The sequence below is a fragment of the Streptococcus sp. C300 genome (assembly GCF_000187645.1).
GTDB lineage: Bacteria > Bacillota > Bacilli > Lactobacillales > Streptococcaceae > Streptococcus > Streptococcus oralis_CQ.
This window is the reverse complement of sequence record NZ_GL732468.1, coordinates 246,975-272,311: the sequence shown is the minus strand read 5'-3', so window position 1 is coordinate 272,311 and position 25,337 is coordinate 246,975. Positions and strand designations below refer to the sequence as shown.

The 25,337-nt window shown below is 41.2% G+C and carries 28 protein-coding genes, 13 tRNA genes and 3 pseudogenes; 33 read left to right on the top strand and 11 right to left on the bottom strand.

The annotated features are described in order from the left end of the window. The first annotated feature begins 50 nt into the window (after window positions 1–50). The 13 genes from HMPREF0849_RS07715 to HMPREF0849_RS07655 all read left to right on the top strand — a co-directional run bounded on the left by HMPREF0849_RS07715 (window position 51) and on the right by HMPREF0849_RS07655 (window position 1,205). Window positions 51–123: transfer RNA gene (locus HMPREF0849_RS07715), tRNA-Thr, on the top strand. Between the two features lie 27 nt (window positions 124–150). Beyond that, window positions 151–222 (top strand) — tRNA-Gly (locus HMPREF0849_RS07710). A 7-nt stretch (window positions 223–229) separates the two neighbouring features. Next, a tRNA-Leu gene (locus HMPREF0849_RS07705) sits at window positions 230–315 on the top strand. Between the two features lie 11 nt (window positions 316–326). Then, a tRNA-Arg gene (locus HMPREF0849_RS07700) sits at window positions 327–400 on the top strand. Between the two features lie 15 nt (window positions 401–415). After that, a tRNA-Pro gene (locus HMPREF0849_RS07695) sits at window positions 416–489 on the top strand. A gap of 5 nt (window positions 490–494) precedes the next feature. Then, a tRNA-Met gene (locus HMPREF0849_RS07690) sits at window positions 495–568 on the top strand. A 13-nt stretch (window positions 569–581) separates the two neighbouring features. Beyond that, window positions 582–655: transfer RNA gene (locus HMPREF0849_RS07685), tRNA-Ile, on the top strand. 11 nt (window positions 656–666) lie between these two features. After that, a tRNA-Ser gene (locus tag HMPREF0849_RS07680) sits at window positions 667–756 on the top strand. 11 nt (window positions 757–767) lie between these two features. Further along, a tRNA-Met gene (locus HMPREF0849_RS07675) sits at window positions 768–841 on the top strand. Window positions 842–844: 3 nt separating this feature from the next. Further along, window positions 845–917, top strand: a tRNA-Phe gene (locus HMPREF0849_RS07670). A gap of 16 nt (window positions 918–933) precedes the next feature. Continuing rightward, window positions 934–1,004, top strand: a tRNA-Gly gene (locus tag HMPREF0849_RS07665). 33 nt (window positions 1,005–1,037) lie between these two features. Then, window positions 1,038–1,111 (top strand) — tRNA-Ile (locus HMPREF0849_RS07660). 6 nt (window positions 1,112–1,117) lie between these two features. Next, window positions 1,118–1,205, top strand: a tRNA-Ser gene (locus tag HMPREF0849_RS07655). A gap of 76 nt (window positions 1,206–1,281) precedes the next feature. Here the strand turns inward: HMPREF0849_RS07655 and birA are convergent. After that, a complete protein-coding gene (birA, locus tag HMPREF0849_RS07650) occupies window positions 1,282–2,217 on the bottom strand; it encodes a bifunctional biotin--[acetyl-CoA-carboxylase] ligase/biotin operon repressor BirA (protein WP_000835307.1) in 936 nt (311 codons plus the stop codon). Window positions 2,218–2,492: 275 nt separating this feature from the next. On the opposite strand from birA, the gene HMPREF0849_RS07645 reads away from it, so the two are divergent. The 9 genes from HMPREF0849_RS07645 (at window position 2,493) to HMPREF0849_RS07605 (ending at window position 10,628) form a co-directional block, all read left to right on the top strand. Next, a complete protein-coding gene (locus tag HMPREF0849_RS07645) occupies window positions 2,493–3,686 on the top strand; it encodes an O-antigen ligase family protein (protein WP_009013705.1) in 1,194 nt (397 codons plus the stop codon). A gap of 144 nt (window positions 3,687–3,830) precedes the next feature. After that, on the top strand, window positions 3,831–4,274 hold the full coding sequence (locus HMPREF0849_RS07640) for a MarR family winged helix-turn-helix transcriptional regulator (RefSeq protein WP_000655224.1): 444 nt from the start codon (window positions 3,831–3,833) through the stop codon (window positions 4,272–4,274). Between the two features lie 3 nt (window positions 4,275–4,277). Continuing rightward, window positions 4,278–5,042, top strand: a complete 765-nt coding sequence (locus HMPREF0849_RS07635; protein WP_000043864.1) for a nuclear transport factor 2 family protein — start codon at window positions 4,278–4,280, stop codon at window positions 5,040–5,042. 14 nt (window positions 5,043–5,056) lie between these two features. Continuing rightward, window positions 5,057–5,785, top strand: a complete 729-nt coding sequence (locus tag HMPREF0849_RS07630; protein WP_000575234.1) for an ATP-binding cassette domain-containing protein — start codon at window positions 5,057–5,059, stop codon at window positions 5,783–5,785. Continuing rightward, the gene (locus HMPREF0849_RS07625) at window positions 5,778–7,298 is read left to right on the top strand and encodes an ABC transporter permease/substrate-binding protein (protein ID WP_000183020.1); all 1,521 of its coding nucleotides are present in this window, start codon (window positions 5,778–5,780) and stop codon (window positions 7,296–7,298) included. The genes HMPREF0849_RS07630 and HMPREF0849_RS07625 overlap by 8 nt, the downstream gene beginning before the upstream one ends. A gap of 337 nt (window positions 7,299–7,635) precedes the next feature. Next, window positions 7,636–8,238, top strand: a complete 603-nt coding sequence (locus tag HMPREF0849_RS07620) for a hypothetical protein (protein ID WP_000846126.1) — start codon at window positions 7,636–7,638, stop codon at window positions 8,236–8,238. Further along, window positions 8,238–9,029 (top strand): energy-coupling factor transporter transmembrane component T, encoded by a 792-nt coding sequence (locus HMPREF0849_RS07615; protein WP_198002046.1) that lies wholly within the window; start codon window positions 8,238–8,240, stop codon window positions 9,027–9,029. The genes HMPREF0849_RS07620 and HMPREF0849_RS07615 overlap by 1 nt, the downstream gene beginning before the upstream one ends. Further along, entirely contained in the window at window positions 9,005–9,841 is an 837-nt protein-coding gene (locus HMPREF0849_RS07610; protein ID WP_000343049.1) for an ABC transporter ATP-binding protein, read from the top strand. Before HMPREF0849_RS07615 ends, HMPREF0849_RS07610 begins: the two co-directional genes overlap by 25 nt. Further along, the gene (locus tag HMPREF0849_RS07605) at window positions 9,828–10,628 is read left to right on the top strand and encodes an energy-coupling factor ABC transporter ATP-binding protein (RefSeq protein WP_000103853.1); all 801 of its coding nucleotides are present in this window, start codon (window positions 9,828–9,830) and stop codon (window positions 10,626–10,628) included. The genes HMPREF0849_RS07610 and HMPREF0849_RS07605 overlap by 14 nt, the downstream gene beginning before the upstream one ends. A gap of 224 nt (window positions 10,629–10,852) precedes the next feature. Here the strand turns inward: HMPREF0849_RS07605 and HMPREF0849_RS10590 are convergent, their stop codons facing one another. From HMPREF0849_RS10590 to HMPREF0849_RS10830, 5 genes and pseudogenes are all read right to left on the bottom strand, one after another. Further along, a complete protein-coding gene (locus HMPREF0849_RS10590) occupies window positions 10,853–11,014 on the bottom strand; it encodes a hypothetical protein (protein WP_001062367.1) in 162 nt (53 codons plus the stop codon). After that, entirely contained in the window at window positions 11,002–11,229 is a 228-nt protein-coding gene (locus HMPREF0849_RS07595) for a hypothetical protein (RefSeq protein ID WP_009013703.1), read from the bottom strand. The genes HMPREF0849_RS10590 and HMPREF0849_RS07595 overlap by 13 nt, the downstream gene beginning before the upstream one ends. 12 nt (window positions 11,230–11,241) lie before the next feature. Beyond that, on the bottom strand, window positions 11,242–11,478 hold the full coding sequence (locus tag HMPREF0849_RS07590) for a hypothetical protein (RefSeq protein WP_001287843.1): 237 nt from the start codon (window positions 11,476–11,478) through the stop codon (window positions 11,242–11,244). Then, window positions 11,471–11,791, bottom strand: a pseudogene (locus HMPREF0849_RS10835) (DNA replication protein); the annotation flags it as partial. The pseudogene HMPREF0849_RS10835 and the gene HMPREF0849_RS07590, both read right to left, overlap by 8 nt. Before the next feature lie 27 nt (window positions 11,792–11,818). Next, window positions 11,819–12,166, bottom strand: a pseudogene (locus tag HMPREF0849_RS10830) (IS6 family transposase); the annotation flags it as partial. Window positions 12,167–12,205: 39 nt separating this feature from the next. Here HMPREF0849_RS10830 and pnuC point away from each other — a divergent pair. Further along, window positions 12,206–12,711, top strand: a pseudogene (pnuC, locus tag HMPREF0849_RS07580) (nicotinamide riboside transporter PnuC); the annotation flags it as partial. 37 nt (window positions 12,712–12,748) lie between these two features. Here pnuC and HMPREF0849_RS07575 read toward each other — a convergent pair. Both HMPREF0849_RS07575 and HMPREF0849_RS07570 read right to left on the bottom strand, forming a co-directional pair. Further along, window positions 12,749–13,081, bottom strand: a complete 333-nt coding sequence (locus HMPREF0849_RS07575; RefSeq protein ID WP_000958141.1) for a hypothetical protein — start codon at window positions 13,079–13,081, stop codon at window positions 12,749–12,751. 26 nt (window positions 13,082–13,107) lie between these two features. Next, window positions 13,108–13,665: a TetR/AcrR family transcriptional regulator gene (locus tag HMPREF0849_RS07570; protein ID WP_000166619.1), complete on the bottom strand. Its 558-nt coding sequence runs from the start codon at window positions 13,663–13,665 to the stop codon at window positions 13,108–13,110. Between the two features lie 132 nt (window positions 13,666–13,797). On the opposite strand from HMPREF0849_RS07570, the gene HMPREF0849_RS07565 reads away from it, so the two are divergent. Further along, a complete protein-coding gene (locus HMPREF0849_RS07565; RefSeq protein WP_000095932.1) occupies window positions 13,798–14,688 on the top strand; it encodes a cation diffusion facilitator family transporter in 891 nt (296 codons plus the stop codon). Window positions 14,689–14,721: 33 nt separating this feature from the next. Here HMPREF0849_RS07565 and galR read toward each other — a convergent pair whose 3' ends face one another. Further along, entirely contained in the window at window positions 14,722–15,726 is a 1,005-nt protein-coding gene (gene galR / locus HMPREF0849_RS07560) for a DNA-binding transcriptional regulator GalR (protein WP_000212533.1), read from the bottom strand. A 270-nt stretch (window positions 15,727–15,996) separates the two neighbouring features. Here galR and HMPREF0849_RS07555 point away from each other — a divergent pair, with 270 nt between their 5' ends. From HMPREF0849_RS07555 to HMPREF0849_RS07520, 9 genes are all read left to right on the top strand, one after another. Beyond that, window positions 15,997–17,175 carry a galactokinase gene (locus HMPREF0849_RS07555; RefSeq protein ID WP_000191958.1) on the top strand — a complete coding sequence of 393 codons (1,179 nt, stop codon included), beginning with the start codon at window positions 15,997–15,999 and terminating at the stop codon, window positions 17,173–17,175. 11 nt (window positions 17,176–17,186) lie between these two features. After that, the gene (locus HMPREF0849_RS07550) at window positions 17,187–17,846 is read left to right on the top strand and encodes an HAD family hydrolase (RefSeq protein WP_000340243.1); all 660 of its coding nucleotides are present in this window, start codon (window positions 17,187–17,189) and stop codon (window positions 17,844–17,846) included. Then, the gene (locus HMPREF0849_RS07545) at window positions 17,843–19,330 is read left to right on the top strand and encodes a UDP-glucose--hexose-1-phosphate uridylyltransferase (RefSeq protein WP_000077631.1); all 1,488 of its coding nucleotides are present in this window, start codon (window positions 17,843–17,845) and stop codon (window positions 19,328–19,330) included. Before HMPREF0849_RS07550 ends, HMPREF0849_RS07545 begins: the two co-directional genes overlap by 4 nt. 69 nt (window positions 19,331–19,399) lie before the next feature. After that, a complete protein-coding gene (locus HMPREF0849_RS07540; protein ID WP_000651227.1) occupies window positions 19,400–19,804 on the top strand; it encodes a PaaI family thioesterase in 405 nt (134 codons plus the stop codon). Between the two features lie 99 nt (window positions 19,805–19,903). Continuing rightward, window positions 19,904–20,758: a DNA adenine methylase gene (locus HMPREF0849_RS07535; RefSeq protein ID WP_001019677.1), complete on the top strand. Its 855-nt coding sequence runs from the start codon at window positions 19,904–19,906 to the stop codon at window positions 20,756–20,758. A 25-nt stretch (window positions 20,759–20,783) separates the two neighbouring features. Next, window positions 20,784–21,560 carry a DNA-methyltransferase gene (locus tag HMPREF0849_RS07530; protein ID WP_033605408.1) on the top strand — a complete coding sequence of 259 codons (777 nt, stop codon included), beginning with the start codon at window positions 20,784–20,786 and terminating at the stop codon, window positions 21,558–21,560. After that, the gene (locus HMPREF0849_RS07525) at window positions 21,544–22,347 is read left to right on the top strand and encodes a hypothetical protein (protein WP_000942050.1); all 804 of its coding nucleotides are present in this window, start codon (window positions 21,544–21,546) and stop codon (window positions 22,345–22,347) included. The genes HMPREF0849_RS07530 and HMPREF0849_RS07525 overlap by 17 nt, the downstream gene beginning before the upstream one ends. Window positions 22,348–22,361: 14 nt before the next feature. After that, window positions 22,362–22,520: a hypothetical protein gene (locus HMPREF0849_RS10575; protein WP_185756292.1), complete on the top strand. Its 159-nt coding sequence runs from the start codon at window positions 22,362–22,364 to the stop codon at window positions 22,518–22,520. After that, a complete protein-coding gene (locus HMPREF0849_RS07520) occupies window positions 22,520–23,428 on the top strand; it encodes a type II restriction endonuclease (RefSeq protein WP_001053218.1) in 909 nt (302 codons plus the stop codon). Before HMPREF0849_RS10575 ends, HMPREF0849_RS07520 begins: the two co-directional genes overlap by 1 nt. 45 nt (window positions 23,429–23,473) lie before the next feature. Here HMPREF0849_RS07520 and HMPREF0849_RS07515 read toward each other — a convergent pair whose 3' ends face one another. Beyond that, entirely contained in the window at window positions 23,474–24,736 is a 1,263-nt protein-coding gene (locus HMPREF0849_RS07515) for a nucleobase:cation symporter-2 family protein (RefSeq protein WP_001171651.1), read from the bottom strand. Next, entirely contained in the window at window positions 24,736–25,317 is a 582-nt protein-coding gene (locus HMPREF0849_RS07510; protein ID WP_000770401.1) for a xanthine phosphoribosyltransferase, read from the bottom strand. The genes HMPREF0849_RS07515 and HMPREF0849_RS07510 overlap by 1 nt, the downstream gene beginning before the upstream one ends. Between the last annotated feature and the right edge of the window lie 20 nt (window positions 25,318–25,337).

The following is a 25,337-nucleotide window of genomic DNA, read 5'->3' as shown; positions in this document are numbered from 1 at the left end:
GCTTAACGGGCGTGGGGGTTCAAGTCCCTTAACCCGCATAATAGAAATCAGCCGGCTTAGCTCAGTTGGTAGAGCATCTGATTTGTAATCAGAGGGTCGCGTGTTCAAGTCATGTAGCCGGCATTTTTTTATATAGAATAAGAGGTCGATGCGAACGTAGTTCAGTGGTAGAACACCACCTTGCCAAGGTGGGGGTCGCGGGTTCGAATCCCGTCGTTCGCTTAGAGAGGCCGGGGTGGCGGAACTGGCAGACGCACAGGACTTAAAATCCTGCGATTGGTAACGATCGTACCGGTTCGATTCCGGTCCTCGGCATATAATGATGAGCACCCTTAGCTCAACTGGATAGAGTACCTGACTACGAATCAGGCGGTTAGAGGTTCGACTCCTCTAGGGTGCATTTTTTTATTTAACGCGGGAAGTAGCTCAGCTTGGTAGAGTACTTGGTTTGGGACCAAGGTGTCGCAGGTTCGAATCCTGTCTTCCCGATTTATGGCGGTGTAGCTCAGCTGGCTAGAGCGTCCGGTTCATACCCGGGAGGTCGGGGGTTCGATCCCCTTCGCCGCTATATTGATCTTGTTGGACCTTTAGCTCAGCTGGTTAGAGCTCTCGGCTCATAACCGAGTGGTCGTAGGTTCAAGTCCTACAAGGTCCATTGTAAATAATGGAGGATTACCCAAGTCCGGCTGAAGGGAACGGTCTTGAAAACCGTCAGGCGTGTAAAAGCGTGCGTGGGTTCGAATCCCACATCCTCCTTTTTATATTAACGCGGGATGGAGCAGCTCGGTAGCTCGTCGGGCTCATAACCCGAAGGTCGTAGGTTCAAATCCTGCTCCCGCAATTTGGCTCGGTAGCTCAGTTGGTAGAGCAATGGATTGAAGCTCCATGTGTCGGCGGTTCGATTCCGTCTCGCGCCATATTTTGTTTTATTAAGCGGGTGTAGTTTAGTGGTAAAACTACAGCCTTCCAAGCTGTTGTCGCGAGTTCGATTCTCGTCACCCGCTTTGAACGAAAGTTCATACCAAGTTTTTGAACTTGGGCGCGTAGCTCAGGTGGTTAGAGCGCACGCCTGATAAGCGTGAGGTCGGTGGTTCGAGTCCACTCGTGCCCATTAATAGGAGAATTACTCAAGAGGCTGAAGAGGACGGTTTGCTAAATCGTTAGGTCGGGTAACCGGCGCGGGGGTTCGAATCCCCCATTCTCCGTACGTTAAGAGAGCTGTTAGGCTCTTTTTTTGTATGTAAATTCCCCTTCTAAATCGTTAAAAGGGGGATTTGTTTATTACCAACTTGTTAGTGATATTTCTCCGCTATTTAGCCAGATAGTATGTTTATCTTCAAATTCGACTTGAAGTTGGCCGGATTCTGAGATTTCTTTTGCAAGACCTTTCTCAAATTTTCCGTCTAGCTGGAAAGTAACTTCTTTTCCAAGAACGATTGATCTTTCTTTATAGATATAAAGTAGCTCATCTGAATCCGTATTGTAGAAACAATTCCATATTTCGCTGATGAGCTCATTACGACTAATTGGTGCAGGTGGCATAAATAGGCTACCTGCTTTTTCTTTTAGTTCTTTTGGAAAGTCTTCTATAGAAAAATTTATACCAAGTCCGATAATGACATCTGTAACCAAGCCTGTCTCAACTGATGTCATTGCTTCGGTGAGGATACCTGCTATCTTTTTATTTTTTAAGTAGATGTCATTTACCCATTTGATATCGACTTCTATCATAGTTAGATTTTTAATGGCTTTGCAGACTGCAGCTGCTACAAGAAGAGTATAGGATGGAAGTTTTTCATAGGGAAGGTTTGGTTGAATATGCAGAGACATATAGATCCCGCCCTGAGATGGGGAATAGTAGGGGCGCTGAAAGCGGCCACGACCTGCTGTTTGACAGGTTGAAAGATAGAGTGTGTTTCCTTGGTTTCCAGCCTCAATCCCTTCTTTTGCATCTGTTTGTGTTGATTTTGTCTCAGGTTTGTAGCGAATGGTTAAGTTGGTGTTCTCTTGAATCAAATCAGGCAATATCAGATCGCCTTGAATAAGCTTGTATCCTCTATTTTTGATACTGTCAATTTCTAGGCCTTCTTGTTGAAGACGTTGGATCGCTTTCCATATAGATGTACGGCTTAAATTCAGTTCTTCTCCGATTTTTTCTCCGCTAACATAATCGTTTTCTCTAGCTAATATTTGGTAGACTAGTTGGTGTGATTTCATTGATTTTCCTTTTTAACTGTCGTTCAATAGTAGTTATTTTCAACTTTATTATATTCTACCATAGCTTTTCCTTTTTTAGAAGTTTCCTTCTTTTTCTCTAGCAACTACTGGACTGGAATGTCTTTGAATATAACAGAGTATACTTTGATACTTCCGTAAAAGTTTTTTCTTTTTGATAACGTGTTCATTGTTCCCAAATGACGGAAAAAATGGTAGAATATAAAGATAGTTTAGCATTTATCTTCTGGAGAAATCCAGAACAGAAAGGATCCGTTTTGAAATCAATTGGATTACTGGATAAGATAAGAGGGCTTTCGAAAAAAGATTTCTTTTTATATCTGATGATCATAAGTATCTTTTTACCTTTTTATTTGTTCTTAGCGCTCTTTGCTTTATATTTGATAGGTTTACTTGTTACTGGGGAGATGAAGGGAATTATCAAAGGATTAGCCAAACATCCTGTACTTCTCTTTTTTATTGCCTACAGTAGTATCATTTCCATCGTCGCCAAGAACTGGCTTGGTCTAGCAGCATCTTTCCTGATGTTTCTCTTCCTCATTTTCTTTAGTTTTTACCAGAAACGTCTGACACATGCTTTCTTTCGACTGATACTGCAGACAATCTTGTTTGGTAGTGTGCTCTCTGCGGCTTTCGCTACCTTGGAGCATTTCCAAATTGTAAAGAAATTTAACTATGCCTTTCTTTCGCCCAATATGCAAGTATGGCACCAGAACCGTGCAGAGGTCACCTTCTTTAATCCTAACTACTATGGGATCATTTGTTGCTTCTGTATCATGATTGCCTTTTACCTCTTTACAACGACGAAGTTAAGATGGTTGAAAGTCTTTTGTGTGCTAGCAGGTTTTGCGAATCTATTTGGTTTGAATTTTACGCAAAATAGAACAGCCTTTCCTGCCATCATTGCTGGTGCCATCATTTATCTCTTTACAACTATTAAAAACTGGCGCGCCTTCTGGCTCAGTATTGGTGTTTTCGGGATTGGCCTTTGTTTCCTCTTCTCAAGCGATTTGGGTGTCCGTATGGGAACGCTAGATTCTTCAATGGAGGAGCGTGTTTCAATCTGGAATGCGGGTATGACTTTGTTCAAGCAAAATCCGATTTGGGGTGAGGGTCCACTGACCTATATGAATTCTTTCCCGAGAATCCATGCACCTTACCACGAACACGCGCATAGTCTTTACATTGATACTATTTTGAGTTATGGTTTGATTGGAACCATTCTCTTATCCATTTCTTCGGTTATCCCGGTTCACATGATGATGGATATGAGTCAGGAGTCTGGTAAACGACCACTTATCGGTCTTTATCTCTCCTTCCTTACAGTAGTCGCTGTACATGGAATTTTTGACTTGGCTCTCTTCTGGGTACAGTCAGGATTCATCTTCTTGCTAGTTATGTGCAGTCTACCACTGGAACATCGAACCTTGGTGTCCGAAATGGCAGATTAAGTTAATAAATAGTGAAGATCTTCTACTCTAGGTAGGAGATTTTTTTTGTTGGTGAAAATTATTTCTAAATCGAAATAGTTGACAGATGGAATGATAAGTATTACAATGGAATATAATTCGATATAGAAATAAAATGGAGGGATCATGAAGGATAGTCATTTAGTAGCCCATCATATTCGTTTGTTAAATGGGAGGATTTTTCAAAAGTTATTGAGTCAGGATCCTGAGGCTCTTTATCGGAGTGAACAGGGCAAGATTCTCACGGTGTTATGGAATAGTGAAACTGGCTGTGCAACCGCGACAGATATTGCGCTGGCGACTGGTCTCGCCAACAATACGCTAACAACCATGATAAAGAATCTTGAGGAGCAAAACCTGGTCATCATTAGCCCATGTGGAATAGATAAGAGAAAGAAATATGTCAAGTTGACAGAGCAAGGTTGGTCCCAGAGAGAAGTTGGCCATCGTGTCAGTCAAAAGTTGGATGCTATTTTTTATAAAGGTTTCTCTGAGGAAGAAATTCGGAAGTTTGAAAGTTATCAGGAACGTATTTTAGAAAATTTGAAAGAGCAAGCAAATGAGGAATAAATCGTGTCAAAACAAGTGAAAAATGCTCACAACCTATACATTCACGCCATTCAAGATGGAGGTGTTACTGAGGCTCAGGCACAGTCTGTAGGAGATACCTACATTCAACACTCGACAGGAGTGCCAGATGGGAAAGAAGGGTTTGCGACCTTCTTTGCAAATTTCTTTGAGCGCCATCCCGAGCGTGAGATGAAAATTGTTCGCACTATTGAAGACGGCAATCTAGTCTTCGTCCATGTTCATCAATATCTCAATGGCGGGGAAGCTCAATGGGTGACGACAGATACTTTCCGTGCGGATGAGAATGGTCGTATCGTGGAGCATTGGGATGTTATTGACTACTATCGAACACCTGAAAACGGCCAATTAGACCAGATTTTTGGAGATTTTAAGATCAAGGATTTGGATAAGACAGCAGAAAATAAAAAAACTGTTCGCCGTTTCTTGACAGAAATTTTCCAAAACAAGGAACTTGATCTGTGGGAAGATTTTGTGGCAGACGATTTGATTCAGCATAATCATGAGATTGGACAAGGAAGTCAGGCCTATAAAAACTATGTGGCTGAACATAGTGTCACTTTTGACTTTGTTTTCCAGCTTTTGGGACAAGGAAATTATGTGGTCAGCTATGGACAGACTCAGATAGATGGGGTGCCTTATGCTCAGTATGACATCTTCCGTTTGGAGAATGGCTTGATTGTGGAGCATTGGGACAATAAGGAAGTTATGCCTAAGGTAGAGGACTTGACTAATCGAGGAAAATTTTAAATTGAGGACAAATAATGATCGAATATAAAAATGTAGCGCTACGTTACACAGAAAAAGATGTTTTGAGAGATGTTAATTTACGGATTGAGAATGGGGAGTTTATGGTTTTAGTTGGGCCTTCTGGGTCCGGTAAGACGACCATGATCAAGATGATTAACCGTCTCTTGGAACCGACTGATGGAAATATTTATATGGATAACAAGCGCATCAAAGACTATGATGAGCGTGAGCTTCGTCTTTCTACTGGTTATGTTTTACAGGCTATCGCTCTTTTTCCTAATCTAACGGTTGCGGAAAATATTGCTCTCATTCCGGAGATGAAGGGCTGGACTAAGGAAGAAATAGCGAAGAAAACAGAAGAGCTTTTGGCTAAGGTTGGTTTACCAGTGGCTGAGTATGGGCATCGACTTCCAAGTGAATTATCTGGTGGAGAACAGCAACGGGTGGGCATTGTCCGTGCTATGATTGGTCAGCCTAAGATTCTCCTCATGGATGAACCTTTTTCAGCCTTGGATGCTATTTCGAGAAAACAGTTGCAGGTTCTGACGAAAGAATTGCATAAAGAGTTTGGGATGACAACGATTTTTGTGACCCATGATACGGATGAAGCTTTGAAATTGGCGGACCGTATTGCTGTCTTGCAGGATGGAGAGATTCGTCAGGTGGCGAATCCTGAGACCATTTTAAAAGCGCCTGCAACAGACTTTGTAGCAGACTTGTTTGGAGGTAGTGTTCATGACTAATTTGATATCAACTTTTCAGGATCGTTTTGGTGATTGGGTAACAGCTCTATCTCAACATTTGCAGTTGTCGCTTTTGACCTTGTTGCTGGCTATTTTTATTGCAGTCCCTTTAGCGGTATTTCTTCGTTATCATGAAAAGATGGCGGACTGGGTCTTGCAGATTGCAGGGATTTTCCAGACTATCCCGTCACTGGCCTTGTTGGGGCTCTTTATTCCCTTGATGGGAATTGGAACCTTGCCTGCTTTGACTGCTCTGGTGATTTATGCGATTTTCCCGATTTTGCAAAATACCATCACTGGGCTAAAGGGGATTGATCCAAGTCTACAAGAGGCTGGGATTGCCTTTGGGATGACCAGGTGGGAGCGACTCAAGAAGTTTGAAATTCCACTTGCCATGCCTGTCATTATGTCTGGGATTCGGACGGCAGCGGTCTTGATTATTGGTACGGCGACCTTGGCAGCCTTGATTGGTGCAGGGGGACTGGGTTCCTTTATCCTTTTGGGAATTGACCGCAATAATACTAGTCTGATTTTGATTGGGGCCCTTTCTTCTGCAGTGCTGGCCATTGCCTTTAACTTCCTACTAAAAGTGATGGAAAAAGCAAAATTGCGGACGATTTTCTCTGGTTTTGCCTTGGTGACCATATTACTCGGTCTGTCTTATAGTCCAGCCCTCTTGGCTCAAAAAGAGAAAGAAAACTTGGTGATTGCTGGGAAATTGGGTCCAGAACCAGAAATTTTGGCTAATATGTATAAATTGTTGATTGAAGAAAATACCAGTATGACTGCGACTGTTAAGCCGAATTTTGGGAAAACAAGCTTCCTCTATGAAGCTCTGAAAAAAGGGGATATTGATATCTATCCTGAATTTACCGGTACGGTGACTGAAAGTTTGCTTCAGCCATCACCCAAGGTGAGTCATGAGCCGGATCAGGTTTATCAGGTGGCGCGTGATGGCATTGCCAAACAAGATCATCTTGCCTATCTCAAACCCATGTCTTATCAAAATACCTACGCTGTAGCTGTTCCGAAAAAGATTGCTCAAGAATATGGCTTGAAGACCATTTCGGATTTGAAAAAAGTAGAAGGGCAGTTGAAGGCCGGTTTTACTCTCGAGTTTAATGATCGTGAGGATGGAAATAAGGGCTTGCAATCAATGTATGGTCTCAATCTCAACGTAGCGACCATGGAGCCGGCTCTTCGCTATCAGGCAATTCAGTCAGGCGATATTCAAATCACAGATGCCTATTCGACGGATGCAGAGTTGGCACGTTATGACTTACAGGTCTTGGAGGATGACAAGCAACTCTTCCCACCTTATCAAGGAGCGCCACTCATGAAAGAAGCTCTTCTCAAGAAACATCCTGAATTGGAGACAGTTCTCAATAAATTGGCTGGTAAAATCACGGAAAGCCAGATGAGCCAGCTCAACTACCAAGTCGGTGTTGAAGGCAAGTCAGCAGAACAAGTAGCCAAGGAGTTTTTACAAGAACAAGGTTTGTTGAAGAAATAGCTTGAAAATGCTAAACTCAACTTTGCTAAACGACCATATAGAAAATGCTCAGACAATCTTGTCTGGGCATTTTTAGTGCCAGAAATAAAGATTTTCATTTTTAAATGGAAAATAAGAGGAAATTTTCAGGATTTTCTAGATTTTTACTGTAAATACACTTGACTATTCACAAAATAGGTGTATAATGTGTTGTGAACTACTTAACAAATAAAGATTTCCAGCTCATGTCGACTAAGGATGGAAATCTTGTGTATAGACAGTTCAGTAGATATATAATAGAGCGTTGCGTCCGAAAGTCTATCCAGACACGGCTCTTTAAAAACAAAAGGAGAAGATTATGAAAACAGAACCGATTCATCGTACTAGTATGTGGAAATTTAAGTTAAGTGCTGCCACCATGACTTTGATTCCCGCTGCCGTGGGGATTAACTATGTTGCCAAAGCATTGGCGGAGGGGTTAAAGTTGCCCGTTTGGCTGGGGTCTTTGGGAACCTTTCTTACCAGCATGTTGGCTGGGCCGGTTGCCGGTGCCATTAGTGGTTTCATCAACAACGTGATCTATGGGCTGACCTTATCGCCAATTTCAACCGTGTATGCGATTACCAGCATCGGAATTGGGATTGCTGTAGGAGTTTTGCACGCCAATGGGTGGTTCTCGTCAGCGCGACGAGTATTTGTTTCTGCTATTATTATTGCCATCGTTTCAGCTGTCATTTCAACGCCACTCAACGTCATCTTTTGGGGTGGTCAGACCGGTATCGCTTGGGGTGACTCATTGTTTGCGGTAATGGTCGCCAATCATGCACCAGTGTGGCTGGCCTCATTTATAGATGAGTTTGTCTTGGATATTTTGGATAAAGTCTGCGTGGCCTACCTGGCATTCTTCATCTATCGTCAGCTGCCGAAGCGGATGGTGCACTTCTTTAGCGATGATAAATGATGACTGATAAAACATTGATTTCTGGAGCGCCACGGGTCAAGCTCAAGTGGTACCAGGTGATCGATCCGATTACTAAGCTCTTGTTCATCTTGGACATGACGTTGTTGAGCTTTGCCAGTATGAATTTATTGCTTCAGGCCGGATTAATTCTTGTCGCAACACTGCTATTGTTATTTTCCAAATTGAATTCTACCACCTTTAAGGCGCTGGGATTCAGCCTGTTTCTGATTTGCACCATGCTGATCATCCAAGGGTTATTTTACAGTCGGAATCAAACTGTGCTGTTTTCTGTGCTTGGGGTGTCGTTCTACAAAGAAGGCCTGATTTACGCCACCACTCTGGGTTGTCGAGTATTGGTGATTATTTTGACCAGTGGCTTTTTTATGGTGACCACGAGTATTTCAGAAAACGCGGCCTATTTGGAACTGTCCGGATTGTCTTATAAAACCGTCTACGTTCTGATGTCGGTGTGTTATATTTTGCCGGAAATGATGCGCAATATGCGGAAAATCCAGCAGGCACAAAAAGTTCGCGGAACCAATCCGCAAAAAACGTTGATTCAGAAATTAAAGTCAGTCCTGCCGGTTCTAATTCCATTGGTGATTAAGACCTTGGATCAATCGATGACGCGGTCGATTTCTCTCCAACTGAGAAGTTTTGATAATCTCAACCGGACTGTCAGAACCTCCCAGCGCGTGTATCGCCTGTCGCGGACGCTGCACATTGGTCTGACTGGATTGGCAATTTTATTGATTGGGTGGAAGATATGGACGAAGATAAACGGATTGTAATTGAAAATTTGACCACCCGTTATCCGGGTACTGAGCAACCACAACTGCGTCAGATTAACGCGGAGGTTCATACCGGCCAGGTGGTTGGGATTATCGGGAATAGCCACTCCGGCAAATCGACTTTGTGCCGTGTGCTGGCAGGGGTCATTCCCAAAATTGTGTCTGCTGAGATTGAGGGCGATTGGCACATGTTTGGCCAGCGAGTGTCTGACAATTGGCCCGTTTATAATGCCATGAATGGAGTTGTACTGCAAAATCCAGCTGGCCAACTAAGCGGGTTGGCAGACACGGTTGCCGATGAAATCGCCTTTGACTTGATTAATCAGGGAATGGCTGAAGGACTGATTCAAAAACGGGTTGAAGAAGTTGCCACGCAAATGGGGCTGATTGAACAGCTGAATTTGCGTCCCGAGAGCCTTTCCGGTGGTCAGATCCAGCGGTTGGCAATTGCCACGGCGATTGTGGCTAATCCGGCTGTTTTGATTATGGATGATCCGACCAGTGAGATGGATCCCCTTGGCCGCCGGCAATTTTTCCAATGGCTGGCCCAAGTCAAAGAGACGACTGTCTTCATTGTCACCAGTGAAATTGACGATTTGTGCGAAGTCGCTGACGTTGTGTGGGTGCTGCACGAGGGTCAAATGGTAGCCCAGGGCAGGCCGAGTGAGGTGTTTAATCATTTGGCAGCTGACTGGCAGATTCCAGCCCCGACAATCCAGCAACTTGCTCAAAAAATGGATTGGCACTTGGCTGATGGCCGGTATCCGGTGAATTACGCTGATCTGAAGGAGGTTCGTTATGTCCACAATTGAACTGAGCCACCTGACGTTCACTTATCCGGAACGGTCCTTTAGCTTGGATGTTGAAGACAAACACTTCGCCGATCCGATGGTGGCGATTGTCGGCCAAAATGGTGCCGGCAAATCAACGCTCTTCAAATTGTTGACGGGTTTGCTGACACCACAAACCGGTGTGATTAAGATCGATGGAGAAAATTTTAATGATCTTAAACCAGTCGAAAAGTTACTGAAGGTTGGGATTACTTTTCAGAATCCTGACGATCAGCTTTTCAACCCGACCGTTCAACGAGAGGTGGAGTGGAGTGTCGCGCAGGTCATGGATGACCACGACACGATTACGAGGCGGGCTTTAGCGGCTCTAAAAAGAGTTGGCTTGGATGATAAAACAGCTGAAAGTCCATATGACCTGTCATTGTCGGAACGCAAGCTGTTGAGCGTTGCCACAGTTTTGGCAGTGGATCCGGCGATTTATTTATTTGATGAGCCGATGATGTCGCTTGATTGGGAAAGCCGGCGCAAGTTGACCGCAATTTTCCATCAGTTGGCTGATTCGGGCCACCAAGTTGTGACCATCACCCATGACATGGATTGGGTCGCCGCCGAGTTTGAGTCGGTGTATGTTATGGAACACGGGAAGTTTGGCTTCGCCGGCAGTCCACGGGAATTGTTCAGCAATCACGAACTTGTCCAGCGAGTTGGATTACTACCACCGCGGATTATGGACATAGCGGAGTCACTGGGTGATTCACAGACATATTTATCGGTTAATGATTATTGCCAGAAAAATCGAGATGTATAGAAAAAGTCACCTCTGCGGGTTTTCCAGGTTGAAGGATTAACTTCAGCTTCTGGCAAGAACTCACATGGGTGACTTTTGTGTTTAATAACGTTTCATGATCATCGGGTGCTTCCTCAGATCACTCGGTTTGATTTTACTTTGTTTCATGGTCATAATCATATACCATTTCTTTTGGATTTTTTGTTTGACTAATACAAAATAGGTCTTCATAGGTCTTCGCATTTTTAGCGCCCATTAGGATCATCAGTATAATTTTCTGAATTAGGAGACTGTCCCATCACTATTCGAACTTCGTCTCCCAACTTACGCTGTTCCCATTCATCCGTGAATCCTTTAAATCGCAATTCTGGAACTTTCTTTTTAACTGAATCATCTATTTTCGCCATAGTCCCCACCATTTTATTGGTTTTTCTTGTTCTTCTATCCTTTTTTGATCTTTGATTTGTTCCTGTAAATTTTCCAACTTCTCTTTAAGAGCGTTCACTTCATCTTTATATTGATTGTCTAAGTGTTTGAATTCTGTTTCCTGTGAGGACATTTTGAGAGCTTTTATGTTATCATTTTCCGCCTTGTATTCTTCTAGCAACTTTTTATCTTGCAAGGCTAATCGTTGTTACTGGTCTAACAAATTAGTTAGTTTTTCTATTTGTTGGTCTTTGCTACTTGATTTGCTACTACTTTCTACTTTACCTAAAATTATTTTTTCTGCTTTAGAATTTATTAGATTAGACCCATTGGAACTTTTAAGCTGTAATTCTTTTGGTAACCTTTGGTAGTGATATTGAATATTTTGTTTTGTAACACTCAACTCATCCGCCAGCTCTTTGATCGTTTTTAAGTCTTCACTCATGGTTTAAGTCCTGCCTTTTAACCGTTGGTAGATATTGTTCAATGACTTTTTTGAGGTAGCGTGCGATATTATGCTTAGAATATTCTTCACGTCTGCTGGCAACATAAGACAAGTGGTCTTTAACACTATTTAGCCCTCTTAATTCTTTCAGTTCGTCATAGAGGGGGTAAACATGGACTTGCAATCCTGCCATGATTTTTGTATCTTGCATTTCAAACGGACTTAGCAACATATTTTCTAGCAATAGCGTGGTGTACTTGCTTCTCATTGCTTCAATAGCTAGCTTATCTTCGGTTTCTGCTTTGCGTGCTTTATCTTCTTGATAGGCGGTATCTTCTAACTTATAGCTGTTATCGTCCGCTCGACGTTTCTTTCGTAACCAGATATCCAATGTTAAACCGTCCGCATCAATCGCTCGATAGAGATAATGCCAACGCCCCTTAATTTTGATATAGGTTTCATCCATTTTCCACGAATAGAAGGACTGTTTATTTTTCTTTTTCCAGAGATGATAGAGGATTTTACTGTATTCTTGAACCCACCGATAAATCGTAGTGTGACAAACATTTATTCCACGGTCATAAAGCAATTCCTGAACTTCACGATAGCTCAGATTGTAACGTAGGTAATAACCAACAGCGACAATAATGACGTCTTGTTGGAATTGTTTGCCTTTAAAATGATTCATCTCTCAAGCCTTACTAACCTTTTTTCTGCTCTTTGAGAAGCTGAAGGTCGTGCTAGTAACTACCTATTTGGTTTGATTAATTCCATCATTTATCTGGTGCTTGCCCTTCAAAAAGGCTTCTATGGTGAGGTTTTAACAACTCTCTATTTTACAATTATGCAGCCAATTGGTCTCTTGGTTTGGATTTATCAAGCCCAGTTTAAGAAAGAACAACAAGAGTTTGTCGCACGTAAACTAGACGGCAAGGGTTGGACAAAGTATCTTTCTATTAGTGTTCTTTGGTGGTTGGCCTTTGGGTTTATTTATCAGTCTATCGGAGCTAATCGTCCCTATCGTGATTCTATCACTGATGCGACCAATGGTGTAGGGCAAATCCTCATGACAGCTGTTTACCGTGAACAGTGGATATTCTGGGCTGCTACTAATGTCTTTTCAATCTATCTCTGGTGGGGAGAAAGCCTGCAAATCCAAGGGAAATACCTAATTTATCTCATCAATAGTCTAGTTGGTGGTATCAGTGGAGCAAGGCAGCAAAAAGCGCTTAAAAAAGTAAAAAAAGGATCAGATGATCCTTTTTTTGTGTTAGAGCAAAATGAGTAATACCGTAATGACAATAGCACTCGTTATACGAATAATGTGGTGCGATATATGTTGATTTTCTTGCTGTCGCCCGTTCCAGTAGGCACCATAGCAGACGATAATCGAACCTACAATCCATAGAAGAATGGTTGCCAGTGGGACAAAGTAAAAGATAGCTAGAGCCAGAGAGGTGAGGCAACTGCCAACTAAAATGCACTTATTTCCTAGACTGTAGTTCTTTTGTTTCATAGCTGAAAAAGCAGCAGCAAGGTGAAGCAATGAGAAGGCGAGAGCTAGTACAATTGTTAGTATTCCTAGAATCATCGAAGTTAACATAGTTGGTTCCTTTCTGAGTTACAGGCTTAGTTATCAAGTGGAGTTGTAGAGGAGGTCATCTCTATTACATCAAGGTAAAATTTCACCACTTGGTTTTCGGTATAGGATTTTCCTTTTTTTAGCCACCAAGTCAGGGTCTCGATAAAGTTCGTCACAACAAAATGCTGGAGGTAGGAGGCCGGAATGTTTGGATAGGCCTCTTGCAAGTCATCCGCCACCATGGGATAAACGTGGTGTTCGAGCTCCTTGTGTAGTTGGCGTAGGAAGTAGTCGTTTTTGGAAAAAAGGAGGCTGGTGACATGGTCCTGGTTTTTCTGAAAATGTAAAAAGATATGTGCGAGGTAGTCCTCGGTAGTCAAGTGTCCTTCCCTTTCAAAGAGATGATGAAAGAGGTAGCGACAGAGCTCATCTAAAAGGAGTTCCTTACTCTCGTAGTGACAGTAAAAAGTGGAGCGCCCAACATCTGCTAGGTCAATGATATCCTGAACAGTAGTGGCATCATAGCCCTTGTCGTTCAAAAGTTGTAAAAAAGCTTGGTAGATGGATTTTTTCGTCTTGCTGACTCGACGGTCTCTTTTTGTCATATAGACACTAGTGACAAACTGTTCAGAACTGAACAGGACTGACAGTTTGCTTCTATCCTTTCTTTGGATTTTATTAGATAATACAAATGAAAGAAGTATGTATATACCCATTATACCAAAGGAGGGAGAGAAATGAGTTCTAAAACATCTATCTGGTTAGCTTTTTTCTTAAATTTAAGCTATGCGATTGTTGAGTTTATCGCAGGAGGAATCTTTGGTTCGAGTGCAGTTCTTGCTGATTCTGTTCATGACTTGGGAGATGCTATAGCCATTGGTATCTCAGCCCTTTTAGAAACAATCTCAAACCGTGAAGAAGATAGGCAGTACACCTTGGGTTACAAACGTTTCAGCCTTTTAGGGGCCATGCTAACGGCTGTGATTCTTATGATAGGGTCTGTCCTAGTGATCTTGGAAAATGTCACAAAGATCGTTCACCCGCAACCCGTTAATGAAAATGGTATCCTCTGGCTGGGAATCATTGCAGTAGTTATCAATGTACTAGCAAGTCTGGTAGTTCGTAAAGGAAAGACAAAGAATGAGTCAATTCTTAGCTTGCATTTTTTGGAAGATACTCTTGGTTGGTTGGCTGTCATTCTAATGGCGATTATCCTCCGATTTACAGATTGGTATATCCTTGATCCGCTCTTATCGCTTATTATTTCCATCTTTATTCTGTCGAAAGCCATTCCTCGCTTTTGGAGCGCACTGAAGATTTTCCTAGATGCTGTGCCAGAAGGGGTCGAGACAAGTGATTTGGAGAAGGATTTAGAGGCTCTACCCAATGTCAAAAGTATCAATCAACTTAGTATTTGGTCCATGGACGGTCTGGAGAATAATGCTATTGTTCACATTTGTATTAAGGACTGGGAACAGATGATGGAGACCAAAGAAGTGGTGCGTCAATGTTTAGAAGAAAGAGGCGTGCAGAATATCACTATTGAAGTGGACAGCAGTCAAAGCAATCACGCGCAACATAAGCGGAGGGTGAGAAAGTTAGAGCAGAAGCATGGGCATCATCATTAGAAAAACGATCTCGCTAGAGGTCGTTTTGTTATCCTATTCATTCCTCGTACTTTCTCTCAAAGTCAGTCTGGTTCCCAGCATAGTCAAGCTAGGGATTTTCCGACCGTGGAGAACTTCCTTGTTAAGAATATCCATACCTGCTCGGCCCATTTCCTCGGTATAGACGGTAATGCTAGAAAGAGGAGGATAGACCTGCTTGGTCAGGCTAGTGTCGTTAAAAGAAATGAGGCTGACGCGGTCTGGTAGGCTAATTCCAGATTCTTGAAAGGCACGAAGGGCACCGATGGCTAAACTATCGCTGGCAGCGAAAAAGGCTGGTGGGAGTTGTTCTCCTAGCTTGTGAATGGCCTCCTTCATCAAGTCATAGCCAGACTGGGCAGTAAAGCTCCCCTGAAAGACCAGTTCTTCATGGTATATACCATTTGCTTGGGTAATGTCTTTGAAATTTTCTAGCCGCTTATCCTGGATAATTTCTTCCTGGTCGGTTGTTTCCTCAAGACCTGTGAGAATCCCGATACGGTCTATCCCTTGGCTGAGGAAATGGTCTACAACTTGTTTTACAGCAGTGTAAAAGTCAGTGATAATACAGGTATGACCTAATGAGAGGGTATCGCTGTCTATAAAGACTAAAGGTTTTTGGTATTCTTCAAAGGCAGTAATCTGAGCTCGGCTGAACTTTCCGATGCAGAGAATGCCAATCACTTCCTCGCTTAATGTAAAAGGATGGTCATTAAAATAGCGCAAGATGTCATAGTCCAACTCTTGGGCTCTTTTTTCAATACCGAGACGAATCTGGTAGTAGTAGAGGTCGTCCAACTCCCCTTGTTCACTGACCCATTGGATAATGGCAATTTTTTGCTTGGGCTTGTGGGATTCGCCTGTCTTGAGATGCTTGGTGTAGCCCAGCTCTTCAGCAACGGTTAATATACGGTGTCTGGTTTCTTCTGTAACAGATAGACTCTGGTCGCGATTGAGGACACGAGATACGGTCGCGATAGAGACAGAGGCTAGCTGTGCAATGTCTTTTAAGGTAGCCATAAATCCTCCTCCTTTTAGATTAGTATATCATATTTTTCTGCTTTTTACTGATAATTTAGTAAAATTTTAGTAAAAAGGATTGACCTTGGCAAATCCCTTGGATACAATAGAAGAAAACGATTACACGTTAATACTCTTCGAAAATCAAATTCAAACCACGTCAACGTCGCCTTGCCGTACTCAAGTACAGCCTGCAGCTAGTTTCCTAGTTTGCTCTTTGATTTTCATTGAGTATAAGGTGACTTAACGGACAGTTAAAGGAGAATTCATATGACACAACATCTTACTGCTGAAGCCCTTCGCAAAGACTTTCTTGCCGTTTTTGGTCAAGAAGCAGACCAAACTTTCTTTTCACCAGGTCGTATCAATCTGATTGGTGAACACACGGACTACAACGGTGGGCACGTTTTTCCAGCTGCTATTTCTTTGGGGACATACGGTGCAGCGCGCAAGCGTGACGACCAAGTCTTGCGTTTCTACTCAGCCAACTTTGAGGACAAGGGCATTATAGAAGTTCCTCTAGCTGACCTCAAATTTGAAAAAGAGCATAGCTGGACCAACTATCCAAAAGGGGTTCTTCATTTCTTGCAAGAAGCTGGACATGTGATTGACAAAGGGTTTGATTTTTATGTTTATGGGAATATCCCAAATGGTTCAGGTTTGTCATCATCAGCATCTTTGGAACTTTTGACAGGGGTTGTGGCAGAGCATCTCTTTGGTTTAAAACTAGACCGTTTGGATTTGGTTAAAATCGGAAAACAAACGGAAAATAACTTTATCGGAGTCAACTCTGGTATCATGGACCAGTTTGCCATCGGTATGGGGGCAGACCAACGTGCTATTTACCTAGATACCAACACTCTAGAATACGACTTGGTGCCACTTGATTTGAAGGACAATGTTGTTGTTATCATGAACACCAATAAACGTCGTGAACTAGCAGACTCTAAGTACAATGAACGCCGTGCTGAGTGTGAAAAAGCTGTGGAAGAATTGCAAGCTGCTATGGATATTCAGACCTTGGGTGAATTGGATGAGTGGGCTTTTGACCAATACAGCTACCTGATTAAAGACGAAAATCGTTTGAAACGTGCTCGCCATGCTGTGCTTGAAAACCAACGTACTCTTAAAGCTCAAGCAGCACTTCAAGCAGGTGATTTGGAAACATTTGGTCGCTTGATGAATGCTTCTCACGTCTCTCTAGAACATGACTATGAAGTAACTGGTTTGGAATTGGACACACTTGTTCATACAGCTTGGGATCAAGAAGGTGTTCTGGGTGCTCGTATGACAGGGGCAGGTTTTGGTGGCTGTGCCATTGCCTTGGTGCAAAAAGATGCTGTTGAGGCCTTTAAGGAAGCTGTAGGCAAGCACTACGAGGAAGTAGTTGGATATGCTCCAAGCTTCTATATCGCTGAAGTTGCAGGTGGCAGTCGCGTTTTAGACTAGGAGAGAAGTAAATGGACGCTGTAATATTTGATTTAGATGGCTTATTAGCTGATACTGAGATCATTTCTCTAAAAGTTTATCAAGAATTGCTTAAAGATTTTGGAATTCCTTTCACAGAAGAAACATATTCTAGAGAATACAGTGGACATAGGGAAGAGGAGAATGTTCAACGATTTTTAGATACCTATGATTTACCTTGGAACTTTGACCAAACCTTGGAAAAAGTTTATGAACTGGAAGCTCGAATATTAGCCAAAGGTGTAAATTTAAAAAAAGGTGCTAAAAATTTGCTTGCTTTTTTGCAAAGAGAAGGTATTCCAATCGCTTTAGCAACTTCAAGTGTTGAATCTAGAGCTAGAATGATTTTGGATAGTAATGGTATACTGTCCTTATTTGACCATCTAGTTTTTGCAAAAGATGTAAAGCGAAGCAAACCTTACCCTGATATATTTTTAAAGGCCTGTAGTGATTTGAATGTTTTACTAGAGAATTGCTTAGTACTAGAGGATAGTGAAGCAGGGATTGAAGCAGCGTATAGAGCTGGGATACCAGTTATTTGTATTCCAGACTTGAAAATGCCAGCACAGTCTTTCTTAAATAAAACAGAACAAGTTTTTCAGGATTTAGATGCTGTCAGAGACTATTTAGAAAGTAAGAAGGAGAATCAATGAGTCAGGGAGTTCTAGATGCATTTATCACGGAAGTCATTGCTGAAAGTTCATTTGAGGAAATGGATCGAATCTACCTAACCAATCGTGTCTTGGCACGAGTAGGAGATGGTGTTTTGGAAGTTGAGACTGATCTGGATAAATTGATTGACCTCAAGGACCAGCTTGTCGAGGAGGCGGTTCGATTAGAGACGATAGAGGATAGTCAGACTGCGCGTGAAATCCTCGGTGCTGAACTGATGGACTTGGTAACCCCTTGTCCAAGTCAGGTTAATCGTAACTTTTGGACAACCTATGCCCAATCTCCTGAGCAGGCGATAGGGGATTTTTACCAGCTCAGCCAGAAAAACGACTATATCAAGCTCAAGGATATTGCTAAAAATATTGCTTATCGTGTACCATCTAACTACGGTGAACTGGAGATTACTATCAATCTGTCTAAACCTGAAAAGGATCCAAAGGAGATTGCGGCAGCCAAGTTGGTGCAAGCTAGCCATTATCCCCAGTGTCAGCTTTGTCTAGAGAATGAGGGCTATCATGGTCGGGTTAACTACCCAGCTCGCAGCAATCACCGCATTATCCGTTTTGAAATGGCTGGTCAGGAGTGGGGCTTTCAGTATTCGCCCTATGCTTATTTTAATGAGCACTGTATTTTCTTAGACGGCCAGCACCGTCCCATGGCCATTAGTCGTCAGAGTTTTGAGCGCCTGCTAGCTATCGTAGAGCAGTTTCCAGGCTATTTTGCGGGTTCAAATGCGGACTTACCAATTGTGGGGGGGTCTATTCTAACTCATGATCACTATCAGGGAGGTCGTCACGTATTTCCTATGGAATTGGCTCCTTTGCAAAAGGCTTTCCGATTTGCTGGTTTTGATCTGGTCAAGGCTGGGATTGTCAAGTGGCCTATGTCAGTGCTACGTTTGACCTCGGATTCAAAAGAAGATTTGATCAACTTGGCTGACAAGATTTTACAGGAATGGCGTCAGTATTCAGATCCTGCAGTGCAGATTTTAGCAGAGACAGACGGGAGACCGCATCACACTATCACACCGATTGCGCGTAAGCGTGATGGACAGTTTGAGTTGGACTTGGTCTTGCGGGACAATCAGACTTCGGCAGAGCATCCGGATGGCATCTATCATCCCCACAAGGATGTTCAACATATCAAGAAGGAAAACATCGGCTTGATTGAGGTCATGGGCTTGGCTATTTTGCCACCACGCCTGAAAGCAGAAGTGGAGCAAGTTGCTAGCTACCTCGTGGGAGATGGTGACATAGTTGCTGACAATCATCAGGAATGGGCAGACCAACTCAAAGCCCAATATCTGGACCTAGCAGATAAAGAAAAAGCCCTTGAAATCGTCAAGGACTCTGTGGGTGCTATCTTTGCACGTGTTTTGGAGGATGCGGGGGTTTACAAGCAGACGGAACAAGGACAGGAAGCCTTTATGAGCTTTGTAGAACAGGTCGGAATTTTACCAGACTAGTGAATAATTCTTGCCTAGTCTTGTAAAAAGTAGTAGTATGATATAGTGTTTGAAATTTAGGAGGAAAATATGAAAGATTTTCATTTTGATGCTATATCTGCCTTTGAAAATTACAAAATAGAAAAAATGAGAGATGGTCATGTTGCGGTGACGACAAAAGTAGTGGACTCGTCGCTCAACTACTATGGCAATGCCCATGGTGGCTATCTCTTCACCCTTTGTGACCAGATTAGTGGTTTGGTGGTTATCTCGCTAGGGCTTGATGGAGTGACACTCCAGTCCTCTATCAACTACCTCAAGGCAGGAAAACTCGACGATGTGCTGACCATTAAAGGAGAATGTGTTCATCATGGGCGCACAACCTGTGTCGTGGACGTGGATGTTACCAATCAAGAAGGCAGAAATGTCTGCAAGGCAACCTTTACCATGTTTGTCACAGGCCAGCGGTCAGAAGACAGACAGGTAAGGATATAAAGATAAATGAGTAGGAAAAATATATTCTACTCATTTTAAATTTATAAGAGTAGTAAAATACCAAGCTAATGGTTATGTTTCTGTGGTATAATACTAAGTATGAATATTGAACAAACGAAAAAAATTATTCTACAACCATTCACTAAATGGACAGGCGGTAAACGACAATTATTACCTATCATAAAAGAACTTATGCCTGAAACGTATAATGATTATTATGAACCTTTTATCGGAGGGGGGGCATTATTTTTTGATATAGCTCCTGAAAGGGCTGTTATTAATGATTATAATTCTGAGTTAACCAACTGTTATCAACAAATCAAGGATAATCCTCAGGAGTTAATTGACTTATTGAAGTATCATCAGGAAAATAATTCAAAAGATTATTACTTACAATTACGATCAGCTGATCGTGATGATAGAATAAACAATATGTCCGATGTCCAAAGAGCTGCTCGAATTCTATATATGCTAAGAGTCGATTTTAATGGCTTATATCGAGTGAATTCTAAAAATCAATTCAATGTACCATACGGTAGCTATAAGAATCCTAAAATTGTTGATGAAGAGCTAATATTTGCTATTTCAGATTATCTAAATAACAATCTAATAGAAATTAGAACGGGCGATTTTGAGGATGCACTCTTAAATGTTCAAAAAGGAGATTTTATTTATTTCGATCCTCCGTATATTCCATTATCTGATACAAGTGCTTTTACATCGTACACTCATGAAGGTTTTTCTTATGATGATCAAGTTAGATTAAGAGATACATTTAGGAGACTAAGTGATGCAGGTGCTTATGTTATGTTGTCAAATTCATCGAGTCATTTAGTAGAGGAATTATATCGAGATTTTAATATCCATTATGTAGAGGCTATACGAACAAATGGAGCTAAGTCTTCAAGTCGAGGAAAAATTTCTGAAATTATAGTTACAAATTATGAAAATTAACGAATATAAGTATGGGGGTGTTTTAATGACAAAACCATACTATAATAAAGACAAAATGATTCTTGTTCATGCAGATACGTTTAAATTATTATCAAAAATGAAACCAGAGAGTATGGATATGATCTTTGCTGACCCACCATATTTTTTAAGTAATGGTGGAATATCTAATTCAGGGGGACAAGTTGTTTCTGTTGATAAAGGAGATTGGGATAAGATTTCTTCCTTTGAGGAAAAGCACGAATTCAATCGTAAATGGATACGTTTAGCAAAAGAAGTTTTGAAACCTAATGGGACTATATGGATTTCAGGGAGTCTGCATAATATTTACTCAGTTGGAATGGCATTAGAGCAAGAAGGTTTTAAAATTCTAAATAATATTACTTGGCAGAAAACAAACCCTGCCCCCAACTTATCTTGTCGTTATTTTACTCATTCTACTGAAACTATTTTATGGGCAAGAAAAAACGATAAAAAAGCTCGTCATTATTACAATTACGATTTGATGAAAGAGCTAAATGATGGTAAGCAAATGAAAGATGTTTGGACAGGAGCCTTGACGAAAAAAGCTGAGAAATGGGCTGGCAAGCATCCAACACAAAAACCAGAATATTTATTGGAACGTATAATTTTGGCTTCTACTAAAGAAGGAGACTATATTTTAGACCCGTTTGTGGGAAGTGGTACAACAGGAGTGGTTGCTAAACGCTTAGGTAGAAGATTTATAGGCATTGATGCTGAAAAAGAATATTTAAAAATTGCAAAACAAAGAATTGAAAGAGAATCTTATGCTTCAAACAGGTGAATATGCTACATACAAGGAATTTGGAATTGATTTAATTCAAAAGCTAGATGAAGAGGGCTTCACAAAAGCTATTCAAAATAAGGAACTACCAAAATCAAAATTTTTAGAGACTCCGCAAGGTATTATCTTAAAATATTATGGATTTAAAGCCACAGCATCTAGTACAAAAAGTCGTTTGAAGAGAACTTCATATGACTGTTTAATTCAGTATCGGGATGAAGATGTAAAATTTGAAACAATTTGTCAAGAAATCATAAGAAAATGCCTAGAAACAAAAAATGAAGTCAGTTTAGTAAAGAACGTTATTTATATATTTTTGAAAACTATAGCAAAACATCCTTTAACTAGTATTAATATTATTTTAAAAGATTATTTTATATATGATGGAAAATTGAGTAAAATATCAGAAGCAAAAATGAATAACTTTAATTATGAAGTTATAGAGAGAGGAGTCAACTCCCTAAAAGTAGTATTGCTTGAATTAGATAGTATAGGAAAGTATAATTTTCAGGAATTAATTAATATAATTAGCTATATTGCTGTTATTGAAGAATTGAACTACCCTAAAATTATTGGTTCTAAGAATTATAAAGGACGTGTGCATTGCTTTGGGAGGTATGTAGAAGTTTTATTTGGTAACGAAAAAGAATTAAAAAGGTTGGTCAAATCAAATGCATTTAATAATGGGGCTCTATTTATTCACAAGAAGGAATTAGAGGAATGGTACTTTACAAATGAAATTGAGAAAGACCGAATTGAATTAGATAATAACAAAAATTATTGTTAAAGGAGAATATATTAATGGTAAAGGTTACAATTAATGCAGATGGCTATAACAATGGTATGGTGACGAGAAAATGTCCTCATTGTGGTGAAGAAAAGTCGATTGATGATTTTGGATACCGTAACATGGGGAATGATAATATTAGAAATCAATCTTGGTGTAAGGAGTGTCGGTAATGAACTTACAAAAATATATTTCTTCTTCATATGAAGACCGATTAAAACAATTTTTAAATACTCTTTCAGTAACCAATCGTACTCCCGAGTATTATGTAAACTGGGAGAAAGTTAATCGTGAGACCAAGAAGTATGAACTAGAGTTGAATACATTAAACTACTTAATTGGTAAAGACGATATCTATTCAGAAGCATTACACTTATTCACTAAACAACCCAATTTGTTAAAAGCAATTCCTAGTCTGATTGCAAGTCGAGATAAAGTTTTGGATGTTTTAACAATAGATGAAAACGATAATATGTCTTTTGAGCAATTGGATTTCAAAACGATAGACACTAGTAGAATAGATGATTACATGAAATTTATTGAGCAATCTGGTTTATTAAATTTTTTACAACAACATGCTAATCGTTCATTAGTTGATTATGTTTATGGAGTAGAGACTGGATTAGATAGCAATGCACGAAAAAACCGAAGTGGAACAACCATGGAGGGGATTTTAGAGAGACATGTAGCAAAAATTTCTCAGGAACAAAAACTGGAATGGAAATCTCAAGCTACAGCCCAATTTATTAAGGATAAGTGGGGGATTAAAGTACCTGTTGATAAGTCTGAGAGAAGATTTGATGTTGCAGTTTATTCCCGAGAAAAACATAAGGTTTGGCTGATTGAAACGAATTACTATGGCGGAGGAGGAAGTAAATTAAAAGCGGTTGCTGGAGAATTTACTGAATTAAGTCAATTTGTTATTACCTCAGATGACGATGTTGAATTTGTTTGGGTTACTGATGGTCAAGGATGGAAAACAGCCCACTTACCACTAGCAGAAGCATTTAGCCATATTACGAATGTATTTAATTTAGAAATGTTAAGAGAAGGATTTTTAGCTGATTTATTTTTACAATGATTGTTCATTAGCTATATACAAAAAAGAGGCTCACACCTCTTTTTCTTATTTCTTCTTCCTGTTTAATACTGCATTGAGTACAATGGCCAGTAGGCTGGCTACGACTATTCCATTTGAGAAGAACATTTGGAAGGCTGTCGGCATGCTGACAAAGAGATTACTATTGTTGAGTCCGACACCTGCAGCGATGGATACCGCTGCGATAAGGAAGTTGTGTTCATTGTTAGCAAAGTCAACGCGGGCGAGGATTTGCATCCCTTGAAGGGAAACAAAGCCAAACATCACCAGCATGGCCCCTCCAAGAACAGGGCTCGGAATGATTTGAGCTAGGGCTCCAAACTTAGGAAGGAGTCCAAGGAGAACTAGGAAACCAGCTGCGTAGTAGATTGGCAGACGGGTTTTGATACCTGATAATTTGACCAAACCAACGTTTTGTGAAAATCCTGTGTAAGGGAAGGTGTTAAAGATTCCTCCGAGAAGTACGGCTAAACCTTCTGCACGGTAACCGTTACGCAGGCGCGTGCTATCGATTGGGTCTGTCGTGATATCAGACAATGCTAGGTAAACACCAGTCGACTCAACCATAGACACCGTTGCGATGATACACATCATGACAATAGATGAGATTTCAAAGGTTGGCATCCCAAAGTAGAGTGGAGTTGGGACATGGACAAGCGGTGCTGCCGCAACAGGAGAGAAGTCCACCAAGCCCATAGTAGCAGCAATGGCAGTTCCAACAACCAGACCAATCAAAATGGAGATAGACTTGATAAATCCTTTGGTAAAGATGTTGATCAAGAGGATAATTAGAACAGTGATGGCTGCAAGCAAAAGACTTTGACCAGTTGGCTCTGGGACGTTATTTCCCATATTTCCAATAGCGACAGGAATCAAGGTTAAACCAATCGTGGTAATGACAGAGCCTGTTACGATAGATGGGAAGAGATTGGCAACTTTTGAGAAAATGCCTGAAATCAGAACCACATAAATCCCTGAAACGATAAGGGCACCAAACATAGCTCCGCTACCGTGACTTTGTCCAATCATAATTAAAGGAGCGACGGATTGGAAGGCAACTCCGAGAACGACGGGTAGTCCAATCCCAAAGTATTTGTTGAGTTGGAGTTGGAGGAAGGTGGCCACCCCACACATGAAGATATCTGTGGAGATTAGGTAGGTCAATTGCTCAGCTGAATAGCCAAGAGCTGTCGCAATCATGATAGGAACCAGGATAGAACCTGAGTACATGGCTAGTAAGTGCTGCAAGCCAAGAACGGCTGCTTGCGAGTGTTTTTCTTGTTTTTGCATTAGAGATCTGCCTCCTTAAATACGACCTGACCATTTTCAAAACGATCCAAGCGAGCCAGTGATAGGACTGGATATCCTGCTTTTTCAAGCAAATCACGACCATCTTGGAAAGATTTTTCAATTACGATGCCAATCGCTTCAACTTTTGCTCCAGCTTGTTCGATGATTTGGATCAAGCCTTTGGCAGCTTGTCCATTTGCTAGGAAATCATCGATAATCAAGACCTTGTCCTCAGGTGAGAGGAATTTTCCAGCGATGGAAACGGTGCTGGTCACCTGCTTGGTAAAGGAGTAGACTTGGGCAGTTAAGATTCCTTCATTCATGGTGATGTTTTTAGCTTTCTTGGCGAAAATCATGGGGACATCTAAGGCTTCAGCTGTAAAAACGGCTGGGGCAATGCCTGACGCTTCAATGGTTACAACTTTGGTAATGCCAGCAGCAGCGAATTTTTCCGCAAATACCTTACCAATCTCTCGCATCAAGCTAAAGTCAACTTGATGGGTTAAAAAGGAATCTACCTTGAGGATGTTGTCACCCAAGATATGCCCATCCTTGAGGATGCGCTCTTCTAATAATTTCATAATACCTCCTAAAGTCTAAA